The sequence below is a fragment of the Bacillus sp. FSL R5-0654 genome, from assembly GCF_038008745.1.
GTDB lineage: Bacteria > Bacillota > Bacilli > Bacillales > Bacillaceae > Bacillus > Bacillus safensis.
In genome coordinates this window covers 191,209-206,753 of record NZ_JBBOZV010000001.1, presented here as the reverse complement: position 1 = coordinate 206,753, position 15,545 = coordinate 191,209, and the positions used below count along the sequence as shown (strand labels likewise).

Here is a 15,545-nt window from a genome sequence, read left to right as displayed (position 1 = left end):
TCACATAAAAGATTCATATCCGCCCAACATGCTCTTTACATCTATTTCTTATGATGGAGGCAGTTACCGTAAAAGGAGGATAAAATATGAAGAAAAGTAGATTACTTGCTTTCGTGTTGCTCTCTTTTGCTTTACTGTCTTTTGCGTGGGTGCCGGCCACCGTATCGGCACATGAAAACCTTTTATCTCCAGATCGCATCTTAACCGTTGCACACCGCGGAGCATCAGGGTATGCACCAGAGCATACCCTGGCTTCCTACAAGCTCGCCACAAAGATGAATGCAGATTACCTCGAACTCGACCTTCAAATGACAAAGGATGGACATCTCATCGTGATGCATGATGAAACCGTTGACCGAACCACAAACGGAACAGGCTGGGTCAAAGACCTCACACTTGCTGAAATCAAACAGCTTGATGCTGGTACATGGTTTAACGAAGCCAATCCCGACAGACAAAATGCCAACTATATCGGACAGAGAGTCCTTACATTAGATGAGGTGCTGCGCTATTTCGGCAAACGAGAGAATTATTATATTGAAACAAAAAAACCAGACCTTTATCCGCAAATGGAAGAAAAACTATTGGCCGCCTTAAAGAAACATCATCTTCTTGGGAAACACACAAGAAAAGGGCAGGTTATCATACAATCCTTTAGTGAAGACAGCCTGCTAAAGCTGCAGAAATTAGCCCCACGCCTGCCAAAAGTACAGCTATTAGACAGAAACCAAATGACATCCATCACAGACGATCAGCTCGATTTTATCAAAACGTACGCTGTAGGGGTTGGACCGAATTTTAGAGCATTAACACCTGAAAACGTCCAGCAGGTCAGAAGCCATGGACTCCTCCTTCATCCATATACGGTAAACAGCGAAGCAGATATGACCCGTCTACTGCAATACGGCGTCACCGGTCTTTTCACCAACTTTCCAGATGTCTTTAACCGTGTAAAAGCTTCACTCTAAATAAAAAAAGCCTTGCGGTCCATCCCGCAAGGCCTTTGATTATTTTACCGTTTGATCAGAAGAAGTTGTTTCAATCGGTTTTCGTTTTCCAATCCCAAATACAAAAAAGCTAAGTGCCACTACAATCAAGAACACAATTCCCACAATGAGAGAAATTCGAGTATCCTGATTAATGAGCATAAACACAAGAACCATTAATAAAAATCCGATTGTAAGATAGTTAGAAAACGGTGCTAGCGGCATCTTGAACGGGTGCTGATCAAGCGCTGCCCCCTTTGCCTTTCTGAAGCCAATATGACTAATCAAAATGACAAACCAAGGCACCATCCCAGGAAGGACACTCGCACTATACACATAGACGAAAATGTTTGGCGGAGAAACATAATTCAGGACCACTCCTATCGCTAAACCAATCAGCACAGCGAATGTCCCAAAATACGGTACACCGTTCTTCGAAATTTTCGTAAAGAAAGCAGGCGCCTGACCATTCACACCTAATGTATAAAGCATACGGCCCGCACTGAAAATACCACTATTACAGCCGGACATCGCTGCTGTAATGACAACAAAGTTAATAATACCAGCTGCTGCTGTAATCCCAATCTTCGCAAACGTCGCTACAAATGGACTGCCAAGGGTATTCAGCTGATCCCAAGGATACACAGTCACAATGACAAAGATCGCACCGATATAGAAAATCAAAATACGCCAGATGATACTTTTGATGGCATTTGTCAGCGTCTTTTGTGGATTTTGCGCCTCACCCGCTGTAATCCCAATGAGCTCGACACCTTGATAAGCAGCAATGACTAGAGACAATGCAAACAGGAATCCGCTAAACCCACCTGTAAAGAACCCGCCATGCGCCCAAAGATTAGACAGCCCAATAGGCGTTCCGCCATTTCCAAAACCGAAGAAAATAATGCCTAAACCTGCAACAATCATCAAGATAATCGTCACAATTTTGATCATCGCAAACCAAAATTCAAATTCACCGAACGACTTAACCGAAATCAAATTGGCTGCTCCTAAAATGATCATCGCAATTAACCCTGGAATCCACGCAGGCAGCTCTGGGAACCAATATTTCATATAAGCCCCAACCGCAATGATTTCAGACATTCCGACAATGACCCACTGGAACCAGTTACTCCAAGCCGTCATATACCCTGCAAGCGGATGAATATATTGATGCCCGAATGTAGCAAATGACCCTGTACTCGGCTCAAGATATAACATTTCTCCCATCGCACGCATAATAAAAAAGATAAAAATACCACACACCGCGTAAGCTAGAAGAACGGATGGACCTGTCCACTGAATGGCCTTCGCTGACCCCATAAATAAGCCAACACCGATTGTGCCGCCAAGAGCGATCATTTGAATATGGCGGGCACTTAACCCTCTCTTTAATTCCTTTTGAGCCACTTTTCTTCCCCCTCATCAACAAACAACATAAAAAATAAAAATCAGAATTTTCATTCTGATTGAGAAACATCAATCTTTCGATGTATATTATCATAATAAATCTACCCTTAAAAAACAATTGTTTTTTTGAGGAAAACACTATTAACAAAATATTCTGACATAAAAGTAAGTTCAAATTATTTTATATTGATATAATCAATAACCAGAAAAATCTTCAAAAAAAGACCGCTCACACGGTCTTCTAAGCTCAAACTGTAAATTTATAGGAACTTCGGCAATTGCTTTCCTAAAACACTTTCCTCTGGTAAATCACAGTAGAAAGTCCCCAAGACAACAAGTAGAAGAGCATAATCAGCACAGCTGACCCCGTATATAAAACAGGGATCGATACATTCATGATAAAATTAGTGAGCCCACTAAATTGCTCTGCTAAATAGAGGACAACAGGCGGTCCCATAGCTGATAATACGATAAAGCCAATGATCACTGCCGTTGTGATATAACCAGGCTTTAAGATATAAAATAATGGAAACGTACACGCCGCGAACAATAAAAACAACCCGCTGCCAATCGCAATATCTGACAGCGAAAACAGCTTCCCAAACACAAGTAATGTAGCACTTGTCAGCCCGATCGCAATGACCATATAAAAAACGGCACCAAGATAACGGGAGGCAATAATTTCATTCCGGGTATAAGGCAAAGAATTTAATAGGATATTCGTTTCTGCCTTTTCATCATACGCATATGTGTTAAAGGGAATGAAGACACTAGCGACTATAAACGTCAATACTGGATGGACATCCATGAAAATAAAAAATAAGATAAACGGAATAAAAATAAGTAACTGCTTCTTTTGCAAAATCACATCACGCTTAATTAAATGAAACATGCGCAGCCCCGCCTTTCAAATAAAACATGATATCCTCAAGCGACGCCGGTTCAATCACAACAGCATCCCCAAAAATAAGTTTCACCTCATCAATTCGATCTGATAATGCTTCAAAACCTGCTGATGTACGCTGAATATGGATAAACGCCTTTTCTGTGTCTCGATCCAATAACTCCAGGCTTCCTTTCACAAGCGCATAACTTTCTGCCACTTCATGAATCGACTGTTGAAAGACCAATCTTCCATTTTGTATAAACGCAATATAATCCGCAATCCGGTCTAAATCAGTCGTCACATGCGTCGAGAAAAAGATCGTCCGATTTCCATCAATCATCAATTCTTGTAACGTGCTGAGCAGCTCTCTTCTAAAAACCGGATCTAAACCAGCAGTTGGTTCATCCATGATGATCAGCTCTGCATGATGCGACAGCGCAATCGCAAGTGACGCCTTCATCTGCATCCCTTTTGAAAATGTTTTGATCGCTTTATTCAGCGGCAGACCAAACTGTTCAATATATTGATTAAAAAGCTGGTCATCCCAACGTTTATAAGCAGGAGCCACAATCCGTTTGATGTCCTTTAAATTCAACCCTGGGAAAAAAACATTGGCATCGTAAACAAATCCGATTCGTTCCTTAATCTCTTTTTCATGAGTATGATAATCCAATCCAAAAACCTTGATGTCACCTGAATCGGGCTTTAACAAATTCATGATCATTTTAATGGTAGTCGACTTACCCGCTCCATTCTCTCCAATAAACCCTGTGACAAAGCCTTTCTTGACCTGTAAATCAAGATCCTGAACGGAAAAATCCTTGAATCGTTTCGATACTCCTCTGAATTCAATCACATGCTCCACTCATCTCACTCCTCATATAAGAATTTTAATAACTGCTGCAATTCATCAAAAGATAAGCCTAATTCTTTCCCGTTTGTAACAACCGCTCCAAGCTGTTCCTCGATCACCTTCAATTTCTTCTCTTTCATCACTTCTAGGTTTTGTTCGGCAACAAAAGATCCCTTGCCTACAATCGAATAAATAAATCCCGCCTTCTCTAACTCTTCATACGCTCGCTTTGTTGTAATCACGCTAATTTGTAAATCCTTCGCCAGCTTTCGAATAGACGGCAGCGCTGCACCTTCTTCAAGCTCACCCGTTAAAATCATCGATTTGATTTGATTCGTAATTTGCTCATAGATAGGCTCCTTAGAATGGTTTGAAATCGTAATTTGCATATAAAAACCTCTTTTTTCAGAAAAATATTGTATATACACTATATATACATTATATACACACTAAAAGAATATTCAACCATTTTAAAAATGTTCTCCTCATTTTTTTTAAAATACAATACAACGAAAAAACCGCACAGCCCTTAAGCCATGCGGTTCTTTAACAAAATGCTTTATTTCCAATATACCCATTTTCCCATAAGCCACTCCACAGGACCTCTTCTCCATTTTTTCAAATAGAGATAGCTGATGAACAGCTGTGCTGTGTACAGTCCGACAGCAAGCAGCAGCCCAAACATTGATCCCAATTGTCCAAATAGACCAAGTCCATAAGAATAGAAAATCGTTGTACAAATAATCGACTGCGCCAAATAGTTTGAGAGAGACAAACGGCCAAGCCCTGCAAGCAGGCGTTTGAAACCTTGGGCTGCCTTCGAATAGTAGAAAACAATAAAGGCTTGAATATACCCAATCGTCAGCACATAGGCACCCAGCGTAATCACCAATTCACTCCAAGGAGCATCAATGAACGTCGCACATTTTAGCGCAATCCCGATGATAATCATCCAAACCCAGCCTTTACGATAAGCCATGCCTCGATCTTCTTCTGTCAAATGACCTTTTTTTCCGATCGCCATGCCAAGCAGTGCAAACGGGCCAACCATGATCGTACCAAAAAGAAAACCTAATATTGGCATAAGCGCAATGGTCACGATCGCTAGGATCATGGTCACAATCATCATATCGTCTTCAACCGTAATCCGGCTGAGCAAAATATCCCCATAATCACCTTTCGCATACACATCGGTTAATAAATCATCAGTTCCATAAACAAATTTCATCATGTATGGCAAAACGACTAATGACAACGCACCTAACACACCCGACCAAATAAGCATTGTTTTAATCCGGCTGCTCAAAAACATCATCAAGAAAAACGTACAAGCTCCATAATAAAGAAGAATGTCACCGTTCCAAATAAAGATGTAATGCAGCATCCCAAGCACTATCAAACCAAAACCACGGCGAACGACAATGGCATTCGTATTCAGCCCCTTGGCCTTCGTCGATTCAATCAGCTTGATAAAAGAATACCCAAACAAAAAGGAAAAGATCGGATAAAAAGACCCTTGGAACAAAATCTCCGTCAGATATACACCGAATTCCTGTCCCCAAAAACTCGAATCAAACATTTTCTCAAAATCATAATCATATTGGAAATTAAGCATATTCACAATCAAAATACCTAATAAACTAAAACCACGTAAACTATCAATCAACTCAACCCTAGATCCCTTCAACTCGACAGCTCCTTCGGACAATATAAAGATAAAGCATATTTATCCTACCACACTTTTAAAAAAATGGTTTCCACACCCATGTGAAAAAGTGCGTTTTAAGGTAAATTTAATAAAAAAACCTAGAATATACATTCTAGGTATCATACTAAATACTTATGACTTATGACTTTCTTCTTCCCGCAGCACACGCTTCAAATAAAACAAAATTCCCAAACCGAATAAAATCAACGCCATTTCAGCATCATTAAAATCAGCAAAACCGCTCCAACACCTGCGAAAAAAATGACGTTTCTTTTTAATTCTTTGTTTGATTGAAACAACAATCTCTTCTCCACTGTTTATCCAATTGAATGTTTTTCTAACTTTTTCAATATTCTTTCCCAGCCGGTATCTCCCATTTTCCGATCTATTAACTGTCCCTCTTGATCAAAGAGGCAAAAGCTAGGTAATCCTTGAATCTTATACTTTGCAACAATCTCATAATTCTGATCCAATACAATAGGAGCGGTCATATTCTTTTCCTCTGCATACTCTGAAACAACATCTGCCGATTTTTCCTCTTCTGTATATGGAACATGGACACAGGTTAAATGAATACCCAGCTCATTCACACGTTGTAGAATATGATTGGTTAATTCTTCACAATGAGGACAGTTGACGGACCAAAAATAAAGAAGCTGATGCTGTCCCTTAGGTACACTCCTTTGATCTGAAGGATAAATCCAAGGAAGATTCTCAGGCCAGTTGAGTTTCTGCGTTTCCACTATTCATCCCCCTTTTCCTTTAGCTGAAAAGCAATAATCTTCCCTAATGCTTCCTCTGCAGCAAAAGGCGCTACGTTGCCTGATGGATTTTCTTGTTCTTGTTTTAAGCACTCGTACATGTTTTTTTCGATTTTTGATGGATCAATCCAAGAAATACACCATGATGCCCAAAAACAAGTAGGCCCCTCATAACGTTTCGCTAATGGCAGAAGGAATGGCAGACTAGGCTGCCCAATCCTCATGAGTGAGATGGCAGCAGCCATTCTTGTCTCCTCTTCGTCACTCTCTAAGAGGTTGGCTAAGGACTCAGCTGCGTCCTCTGCATCCGCTCCAAATTCACCCAGTACAGCTGCTGCAATATTTCGCAGAGACCCCTTTTCTTTTAAAGCTTCAACAAGCACGGGCACTGCATCTTTTCCTGATTTTCTCAATTCCCCCATTGCTTGAACGATCGTTACTTCATTTGTATTGGCCAATTGTTGAACGGATTGAGACAGCTTATTTTCTGGCTTCATTTACAATCAACTCCTCTTTTTAATGAACCGCGCGGTATCGATAACAAAGCACATAAAATCCAGCTCCAGCCACTAGGGATACAATTGTAGTTAACAAGCCATTAGTGATTAGATGAATGCTAATCATGACCATAGCACTGATCACAAACGCAAATAGCAATGATCGATAATAGGCGGCCAAAGCAAAACTCCTTTCTCTTCTCAGAGGCTGCATAAAGGCAAAGAACCGTATGGCTAAAAACCATATATAAATTCCTCCACCAAATAAGGTCCAATACAAAACATCCTGAATACCAGCCAATAAAAGAGAAACCAAGTAGAACGCATACAACCAAAAGGTTTGAAACACTTCTAACAAAATGATTTTTTGATATAAAGCCCCAGGAAAAAGATAGAGCACTCCTGTTTGTGCGTGTCTTACAATCCCCGCATAATATGAACTAAAAAGAACAGATGCAGCAATGACAATCAAGAATAGATTCAGCCAATCTGAAAAATAAGTAAAGAGGACATAGTAAGTACCGATTAACAGCATGGTAGATAGCACATGGAAGGTGATATATTTTTTTATCAGCAATAATTCAATCCAAAGAAAAGCCCAGCTGCCCGTTAATGCCGGAAGTCCCCACCATGTCTTGCCCTTTTTTTGAACGATTGGACTTGAATGAATATGTTTCCCCTCAAATTCCTCCCAAAATACTGCTTCCTTGACTAAAGACTCCTTCATCTCTAAACGATGACTAGCCTTGTACATCATCATGAAAGATAGAAACATCACTCCAATAAAAATGAAGACAGAAAGAATGGAGAACTCTTCGATCATACGCCCAGCTTGAAACATCAAAGAATCAGCAATGTTCATTAATGAAGGCTGTTTCATCATCAACTGATTCAAAGCGAGCACTGCAAAGCAGCAAAACATCAATAAAAAGCTGATTAAGAGCAAACGCTTGTATACTCGAATGGTTCTAGCACAAGACATCGCAATCATCCAAGTTTCAACCAAACATAACAGCCCTGTCAGGATGAGTGATTTTCCAAGCAGAAACGGGTACTGATGCGTCATAAAAAACAGAAGTAGATCCGCAGCCACAGCAGAGACAATAAGAAGTGCCCCTCGCCAAAAAATGTGATACATCCACACACTGATAACAACCGTCCATAAAGAAGCGCCATTTCCATATAACCAAATGATATCGTTCATTTGACTAGGCAGCCGATTTGTAAACAAGCCAAACCCCGTATAGAGAACAAACAAACAGACAATGATCCATCCTGCTGCACTTGTATCCCAATCACCCATACTTGAAACTGCGCTTAGCTGAAAACCAATTGCCGCTATGAAAAGAAGTAAGATCAGAAAAGGCATTTTCTTTTCTTGATTTTTACTGATCAAGCGCCTTTGAGATTTCATCCATAAAAGGGAGAGTGTGTTATTCACTTGACCACTCCCCCAAAAGTTGAATAACTTCTGCCCTCCACTCAACCTGTTCTTCCTTTATTTGAGGAACATCCAAACTCTTCATGATGGCACCGTCTCGAATCAATACAACCCTGCTAGCCGTATCAAGGACAAACTCCAGACTATGAGTCGACACAAAGACCGACCCACCTTGACTGCTTTTTTGCCTCAGCCAATCCGACAGCCACTGTTTTGATGGAATATCTAACCCGACAGTCGGTTCATCTAATATAAAAAGGGAGGCATCTTGAACAATGGCTCCTGCTAAGACGACACGCTGCTTTTGGCCTCTTGAAAGCCTTCCACACAGTTCATTCATCTTCTTTTCCATATGTACTTCTTTCAACGCTTCATATACCTTTTCCTTGATCTGTTTTAAGCCTTTATGATATCCACGAGCACGGAATTGAACATGTTCAGCAGCCGTTAAATCTGGATACAAATACGGCTGATCAGGAATAAGAGCTACTTGTTTTTGGACATGGGCATGACCAGGCGGGAAACCCTCTATGAGAATTTCCCCTCCATCTGGTTTATATAGACCTGTTACACACCGAATCGTTGTCGTCTTCCCGGCGCCATTAGGCCCTAGCAGCGCCACAATCTCTCCTGCTTCGATGGAAAATGACAGACCCTCTATCCCATCACCATTGCTATATCGTTTACTTACATTCTGAACCTCCATGAACGGCATCAAATCTCTCCCTTTGATTAGAGTGATGTATGCTGAGGCTTCTTGGTATGTAGATATCTTTGAAGTTTAAATTGCCATAAGGGCATACAAACAAGCACTAAATTGTGAATAAAATGTGCCACCAGTACACAAATAAAGCCATAATTCACAAAAAGAAAACCAAGGAAGCACCCAAAAACAAAAAGATGCGTCCAGCGAATCCATCTTGGATCATATCCTGTCACCTGATGCATAATTGCCCACAGTAAAGATGATATTAAAATGGACAATATCATACTCCCACTTAACCAAAATATTAAAGAAATCATTAAGAGTCGGTAAATGACTTCTTCTCCAATAGAACTTTGCAGGCTCATATTAAGCCCTTGTCTTAAGGTAAAGCCGGATAAGAACATACTCCTATTTGATAATTCTGGTGATATACGTAATCGATTCATTCTCTCTAACAAATAAAAAACAAGTGATGTGATACCTAAACTAATTATTCCGGCGCTAAGACCGATATATATCTGGGCAATGCTTTGATCTAGAAATTTTAGTCCTAATTCATTCACAAGAGCACCTCCTGCCAATGAACATATAAATACTACAAATCCTGTCAATAATCCTGCAAACAAAGTAGATAGAATGCCAAGTAATTGAACAGTATGAACACTCATCCTAGCATCGTAAGCATTTACTATCGTTAGTTGTATATCTTCCTTTATTGTGAGAGATTGCACTAGTACAATAATCAAACCCAGTATAAGACTTAATGCGATTTGAATTTGGACATTCATTAAGACTAAAACTAATATTGCAATGATCATCGCAGCAGCTGACCCTAACATACCTGAGATGCCAAAAGTAGACTCAACTTGTTCATCTCTTATTACTTTGTTCATTTGATCTGTTAGAATCTCTGTATCTGTGCCGATATAAGTGATCACACCAGATTGCATTTCAACTGTTACCTTAAGTCGAATATCTTCTTTTTCAGCAAGATACCAATACGTTTTGATTTCACGAAAATCCTCTTCTTTTGAACCTGAACCAGTTGGTTTGGTCTTAACCCATAATCCCTTTGAAGAATAAGTTAATTGTTCTCTTAATCCTTCTAATGATATTTGAGCATCTTTTTTAGGCAATGAAGTTTGCCTTACATCGGCGTAAAAAAAAGTAACTTCGCGTTTTGCATTTACTCCTATGACGAATGATTGATTTTGATGAACAAAGCGAACACGCCAAGACTCAACCAATCCCATTTCGTGAAGAATATGTCGATTTTTTTTCAACAAACCTAAATGATGTAGCTTATTCACTGTTTCATGATCATACCAATAGACTGAATATACATCCCATTCCTCTACATCTATACCCACGAATTCTCTAATAAAGTCAATACTGACTTTTCTTGCCTCACTTCTATCTAAAAGATTCGATTCTATGGTTGATACTCTATACTTTGTAAACAGAAAAAGCCCTATCAATCCAAGACCTGCCCACAAAATAAAAGTTATACTATCCATGAGTAATTCCTGCTCTCATATCATTTTCAAAAGGAAGGTCTGGCTCGGAGAGTTCAACTTTTCCTATACATTTACAATTTTTCGCTTCACATTTCAATTTCAACAGCCTTGCTGGCGATCCAATTTCAGAAAAAGAATCTGTTAGAATATGACCTAAAGAGATATCCTCTAACTGACAAGGTGTGACATAACCATCCGCCCTTATATACCAAGCCAAATAACCAGGTGTACAGAAATCGGTTGTAAAAGAATTTTCTTCATTTTCCCAATCAATTATATTCAAATGGTGCTCCCACTTATGACGTGCCTGTTGCAACTGGCTTTGAACAAGCTCTTCAAACGACGTTTCTAACGCTTTAAAATTTCTAGTAGCACGTCCCACGGATAAAGTTTTACCAGCACGGAAAATAGATGCATTTGCTTTTGCACAATGATCTACTACCTCTGCTACTTGATCAGCGTTCATTTCATTAATCGTCATTGCAACAATCACAGGAACGTTTGCTTCTGATAATCGTTGGATCGTTGCCATACTCTCTTGAAAAGCACCTTTCCTTCCTCTTAATGCATCGTGAGTATCACTCGTACCATCAATGCTAATTTGTACAGATACATTTCCTAAATGACTAAGCAATTCTACTTCTTCTTGCCTCCAGTTTAAACCATTGCTAAACACATTTACGTTAGTGAATAATGAACTGGCAGCCATTACAATTTCTTTAAAACCTTTAATCAGCTTGGCTTCACCTCCAGTTAAAGTGACATCAGCGACGCCTTGTGCTGCTAACTTCTGCATTACATCAATCCACTGTGAACATGTTAACTCTTCAGGGTAAGGCTTACCGGAACTGGCATAACAAAAGGAACATCCCAAGTTACAAGCATTTGTTAATTGGAGAGTACAACTAATAGGCAAATAGGAATGTAAAGATCCAGAGAATTGAATAGGTTGATCCAGTAATCCTTGCATCCAAGCTTCAGTAAAAGGATGAGCACTCAATTCTTCTCGAAGTTGATCAGCTGTTAGCTCTTCTTTTTTAACGATTTCCCAGATACGAGCTGTTTTACTTAAGTCTTTATTCTTAGATAATAAAAATGCGAGCTGTGCCCCTCTTCCACTCAATCTAAAATAATACATTGATTTTCTATCTATCATGACAGCTCCATGAGGCTGTAAATGGATCGCTAATTCAGGTAAATCATACTCTACTAGTTGATTATTTGACATAAATAGACACCCCTTTTGTAGAATAAGGAGTTAGCAATATATGCTTAACTCCCTATGTTTTCCCTTAAATAGCCCGCATTGCAGGATGCGGTAGTGCACACACACGTGTCATTGCAATACTTTTTGAGGCCCAACAACCCATACATCCAGCAGCCTTTACAATCGAAGTACCCCCTGGACGCTTAAGGTTTTTTTTACTCACAGATTCCCATTCTTTTTGGTTTCGTGTCATAAGTAAAACCTCCTCTTAAATTTTGCATAGTGTCAATAGACCCATCCACTATGCACCCTGATATTACCATATGAAAAATGTCGAAGTAAGGGGAATTGTGTAAAATATTCTAAAATTATACTTAAAAGTAATTTTAATATAGATGGTAATACAAAAAAGATTGGACTTGGTCATCCAATCTTCTTTGTATTTTCTATTTATTGTGATTTCTGAACTAGTCCATACAATCAACAAGCCACATCAAACTGCCCCATCACCCAAAACCATCTCCTGACACGCCCAAGCATCCACCTCTACCTTTAAAGCAGGTGAAGCCAAAGCCACTACATAAATCATCGTCATACAAGGCAGATGATCGCCTAAAAACTGCCCCATAATTTGTTTCCTGCTCTCAGCATCGAACTCCCCTACGAGATAAAATACTAATTTCGTTATATCTTCCACGGCCATATCTGCTGCTTCTACGTTTCGTTTCACATTCTCTAACGCTAGCTCTAGCTGCTCCAACGGGCTCTCGGGAATTGTTCCATCCGCCTCCATCCCCACCTGACCTGATAAGGTTAACCACCGCTGTGGTCCTGTTGTTTCTATTTGATGGGTATATGGTGCGACTGGCGGGTGAATGGTCTCAGGATTACGTGATGTTCTCATGAATAAAAACCCCTTTTCTGAAAATACAGGAAATTTTTCTCATCATATCAAATTTTCAAACGTATTCAGATTTTTATGCTCATAGTAAACTTTCAGAAACAATCGCAACAGCCTGCTATAATTCTTGTTTTCTAAAAAGAAACCATCCGATAAGAAAAAAGAAAACAATCAATACCGATACACCTAGAAAACTTGTAAGTGCCTGATCCGAATAAGTCCCTTTATGAATCATCTCTTCGGCTGCACTTGTCACGCCTTTAGGCGCAAACTTCCCTAATGTCTCTTCATAAAATGAAGGTACGGTAAACAGAATAAGGTTGATTAAAAGCGACACACCGCCAGCTGTGACAGAACGTTGAAAGAACGCCGAAGCACAAATGGTCGATACCACAATCAGCAATAAATTTGGATAATAAAGAAGTGTTCCTTTTAACACATTGACCCAATCCACATGCCCAAATTGAATGTCCACATAATAAACAGAGACAAGCACCGTCACCACCAAACTAAACAAAGTCAAACAGGCATAGGCGCATATTTTCGAGACATAGTAACTCGTTCGACTGATCGGTTTCACCATAATCATCGCAGTCACTCCAGAGGCACGCTCTCCAGCGATCGTCCCCATCACGATCATAATCAGGATAAACACACCTAGCGAATCAAATTTACTCAATGCACTCGCCAAAGCCTCTCCTGCACTAGGCTCTGGTATGTAAAATGTAGCTCCTTCAGGTAAATTAGCTGATTTCGATAGAAGATCCGGCAGCATTTTGAGCGTAATAGGCTGTGTGATCATTAAAATCGTAAAAATAATAGGAACAAATAAGATTTTATAGCTAGTAAATAACTCCCTAAATTCCTTTTTCAACATCATCATGCATTCACAACCTTCATGAAAATATCTTCAAGCGTCAGCTTAGATAGTCGATAATGGAGGAGAACACCGCCAGATTCAGTGATGAGACGAGGCAGCTCCTTCAATGCTATTTGTTGATTGTTCACTCGCACCTGATAAGCATCTCCTGTCTCAAAGCATTCCTCCACCCAATTCCGCTCTTTTAACAAAGCCACTAGTTTCGTATTCTGTTGTTCTAATTGAAATTCAATCACTGGCTGGATATAGTCTTCTTTGATCTGTTTCATGGAAGAAGACATCTCAATTTTGCCACTGTTGATCATGATAATATGATCTGCCACACGTTCAATGTCATCTAAAATATGGGTCGACATAAAGATCAACATCTCTTGTTTCAGACGCTCAATCAATGTCAGAACGTCTTTTCTTCCCATGGGATCAAGTGCAGACACAGGTTCATCCAAGATGAGAACCTTCGGGCTGTTGATAAGCGCCTGCGCAATGGCAAGCCTCTGCTTCATGCCTCCGCTATAGCTGCCAATGGCACGATCCTTCGCCTCATATATTCGGCATAGCTTCAACAGCTCCTCTGTTTTGGAGCGAATGATTTTTTTCTCTAAGTGAAATAACCCGCCAACCCAATGCATCCACTCCTGCCCCGTCATATCCTGATAAAATGCAGGATGCTGCGGACAATACCCTATCACATGACTGATTTGGTCCATCTCCTTTGCGACATCCAAACCAGCCACCTTCACGACCCCAGAAGTAGGATGAGCAAGCCCCGTCAAAATCCGGATCGTCGTTGTCTTCCCCGCTCCATTGGCTCCTAAAAAGCCAACACATCCAACCTCCCCAACAGAAAACGAAACATCTTTTAACACTTCATTCGGGCCATACGATTTCGTCAGCCCGTGACACTCCAGCATATTCAAGTGAATCACCCCTACTAAGATTGTTTACGACCAAAAATGAAATACGCAATAGGACCGGCACTCGCCACAAACACAATTACCAAAGCCCAAACCCATTTCACCTCTCCTCTGATTCTCGATGGGTCTCTTTTCAACAAATCAAACAAACCAATCACCATCAAAATCGCTTGCAGCAAAATAAGAGGTAATATCATCTTCATATCCATCCACGCCACTCCCTTTTCAAACGCCAATTTGTTTTAATATCACTTCTTTTGACGACATGAAGAAAGGATTCGTTCAAACGGATTTTATTTTTATCGATCGATTGATCTATAAGATAGAAAAAAGCCCAGTGAAGGTTAGTTCACTGGGCTTGCTTGTTATTCTCATGATGAACCTCGTAAAATCTTTTCCATCTTCTTTCCTTTCGCTAACTCATCAATCAGCTTATCTAGATACCGAATGTTTTTCATGGTTTCTTCCTCAATGTCCTCTACTCGAACACCACAAATGACGCCTTTGATTAAACTGCGGGAAGGATGAAGCTCAGGAGCCTCAGCAAAAAAGGTTTCAATGTCTATCTGTTTATCTATCTGTTCCTGCAGCTCTTCTGGACTGTACCCTGTTAACCAACAAATAATCGTATCGACTTCAGCCTTTGTTCGTCCTTTTCTCTCTGCCTTTGCGATATAGAGAGGATAGACTTTTGCAAAACTCATTGTGTAAACTTTGTGTTTGGTCATGTGCTCTTCTCTCTTCCTTTTTTATATATTAGCTATTAGCTTGTATTGCTTGCGCAAGGTTTGTTTAGCAATGTACTTACACATGATAACCAGGCTATTAATACAACTTAAAAACGTTCTGAAAACTGTAGCCTTCTAATATTGTACCCT

General features: G+C 40.0%; 18 protein-coding genes. 1 reads left to right on the top strand and 17 read right to left on the bottom strand.

The features are described 5' to 3' along the window. Window positions 1-86 precede the first annotated feature (86 nt). Window positions 87-968 (top strand): glycerophosphodiester phosphodiesterase, encoded by an 882-nt coding sequence (locus NSS76_RS01180; RefSeq protein ID WP_257803037.1) that lies wholly within the window; start codon window positions 87-89, stop codon window positions 966-968. 39 nt (window positions 969-1,007) lie between these two features. Here the strand turns inward: NSS76_RS01180 and NSS76_RS01175 are convergent, their stop codons facing one another. From NSS76_RS01175 to NSS76_RS01095, 17 genes are all read right to left on the bottom strand, one after another. Next, window positions 1,008-2,396, bottom strand: a complete 1,389-nt coding sequence (locus tag NSS76_RS01175; protein ID WP_087976314.1) for an amino acid permease — start codon at window positions 2,394-2,396, stop codon at window positions 1,008-1,010. 286 nt (window positions 2,397-2,682) lie between these two features. Next, window positions 2,683-3,288: an ABC-2 transporter permease gene (locus NSS76_RS01170; RefSeq protein ID WP_341080100.1), complete on the bottom strand. Its 606-nt coding sequence runs from the start codon at window positions 3,286-3,288 to the stop codon at window positions 2,683-2,685. Further along, window positions 3,272-4,147, bottom strand: coding sequence for an ABC transporter ATP-binding protein (locus tag NSS76_RS01165; protein ID WP_133744686.1), 876 nt, complete (start codon window positions 4,145-4,147; stop codon window positions 3,272-3,274). The genes NSS76_RS01170 and NSS76_RS01165 overlap by 17 nt, the downstream gene beginning before the upstream one ends. Window positions 4,148-4,152: 5 nt before the next feature. Continuing rightward, window positions 4,153-4,524, bottom strand: coding sequence for a GntR family transcriptional regulator (locus NSS76_RS01160; protein ID WP_133744685.1), 372 nt, complete (start codon window positions 4,522-4,524; stop codon window positions 4,153-4,155). A gap of 170 nt (window positions 4,525-4,694) precedes the next feature. Continuing rightward, on the bottom strand, window positions 4,695-5,822 hold the full coding sequence (locus NSS76_RS01155) for a DUF418 domain-containing protein (protein ID WP_044333408.1): 1,128 nt from the start codon (window positions 5,820-5,822) through the stop codon (window positions 4,695-4,697). A gap of 338 nt (window positions 5,823-6,160) precedes the next feature. Beyond that, complete coding sequence (locus NSS76_RS01150) at window positions 6,161-6,586, bottom strand: TlpA family protein disulfide reductase (protein WP_044333406.1); 426 nt, start codon at window positions 6,584-6,586, stop codon at window positions 6,161-6,163. Then, on the bottom strand, window positions 6,586-7,101 hold the full coding sequence (locus NSS76_RS01145; protein ID WP_044333404.1) for a HEAT repeat domain-containing protein: 516 nt from the start codon (window positions 7,099-7,101) through the stop codon (window positions 6,586-6,588). The genes NSS76_RS01150 and NSS76_RS01145 overlap by 1 nt, the downstream gene beginning before the upstream one ends. Before the next feature lie 19 nt (window positions 7,102-7,120). Beyond that, complete coding sequence (gene skfF, locus NSS76_RS01140; protein WP_044333402.1) at window positions 7,121-8,542, bottom strand: sporulation killing factor system integral membrane protein; 1,422 nt, start codon at window positions 8,540-8,542, stop codon at window positions 7,121-7,123. Beyond that, a complete protein-coding gene (locus NSS76_RS01135) occupies window positions 8,535-9,257 on the bottom strand; it encodes an ABC transporter ATP-binding protein (RefSeq protein ID WP_044333400.1) in 723 nt (240 codons plus the stop codon). The genes skfF and NSS76_RS01135 overlap by 8 nt, the downstream gene beginning before the upstream one ends. 17 nt (window positions 9,258-9,274) lie before the next feature. Further along, window positions 9,275-10,765 carry a CPBP family intramembrane glutamic endopeptidase gene (locus NSS76_RS01130; RefSeq protein WP_044333397.1) on the bottom strand — a complete coding sequence of 497 codons (1,491 nt, stop codon included), beginning with the start codon at window positions 10,763-10,765 and terminating at the stop codon, window positions 9,275-9,277. After that, window positions 10,758-11,993 (bottom strand): sporulation killing factor system radical SAM maturase, encoded by a 1,236-nt coding sequence (skfB, locus tag NSS76_RS01125; protein ID WP_044333396.1) that lies wholly within the window; start codon window positions 11,991-11,993, stop codon window positions 10,758-10,760. The genes NSS76_RS01130 and skfB overlap by 8 nt, the downstream gene beginning before the upstream one ends. 64 nt (window positions 11,994-12,057) lie before the next feature. After that, on the bottom strand, window positions 12,058-12,225 hold the full coding sequence (gene skfA, locus NSS76_RS01120; RefSeq protein ID WP_041088764.1) for a sporulation killing factor: 168 nt from the start codon (window positions 12,223-12,225) through the stop codon (window positions 12,058-12,060). Between the two features lie 240 nt (window positions 12,226-12,465). Beyond that, the gene (locus tag NSS76_RS01115; RefSeq protein WP_073203533.1) at window positions 12,466-12,876 is read right to left on the bottom strand and encodes a RidA family protein; all 411 of its coding nucleotides are present in this window, start codon (window positions 12,874-12,876) and stop codon (window positions 12,466-12,468) included. Window positions 12,877-12,991: 115 nt separating this feature from the next. Beyond that, on the bottom strand, window positions 12,992-13,756 hold the full coding sequence (locus tag NSS76_RS01110; RefSeq protein ID WP_341080081.1) for an ABC transporter permease: 765 nt from the start codon (window positions 13,754-13,756) through the stop codon (window positions 12,992-12,994). Further along, on the bottom strand, window positions 13,753-14,670 hold the full coding sequence (locus tag NSS76_RS01105) for an ABC transporter ATP-binding protein (RefSeq protein ID WP_073203528.1): 918 nt from the start codon (window positions 14,668-14,670) through the stop codon (window positions 13,753-13,755). Before NSS76_RS01105 ends, NSS76_RS01110 begins: the two co-directional genes overlap by 4 nt. 14 nt (window positions 14,671-14,684) lie before the next feature. Then, window positions 14,685-14,876: a PLD nuclease N-terminal domain-containing protein gene (locus tag NSS76_RS01100; protein WP_003217265.1), complete on the bottom strand. Its 192-nt coding sequence runs from the start codon at window positions 14,874-14,876 to the stop codon at window positions 14,685-14,687. 162 nt (window positions 14,877-15,038) lie between these two features. Beyond that, complete coding sequence (locus NSS76_RS01095) at window positions 15,039-15,395, bottom strand: DUF2200 domain-containing protein (RefSeq protein WP_073203525.1); 357 nt, start codon at window positions 15,393-15,395, stop codon at window positions 15,039-15,041. Between the last annotated feature and the right edge of the window lie 150 nt (window positions 15,396-15,545).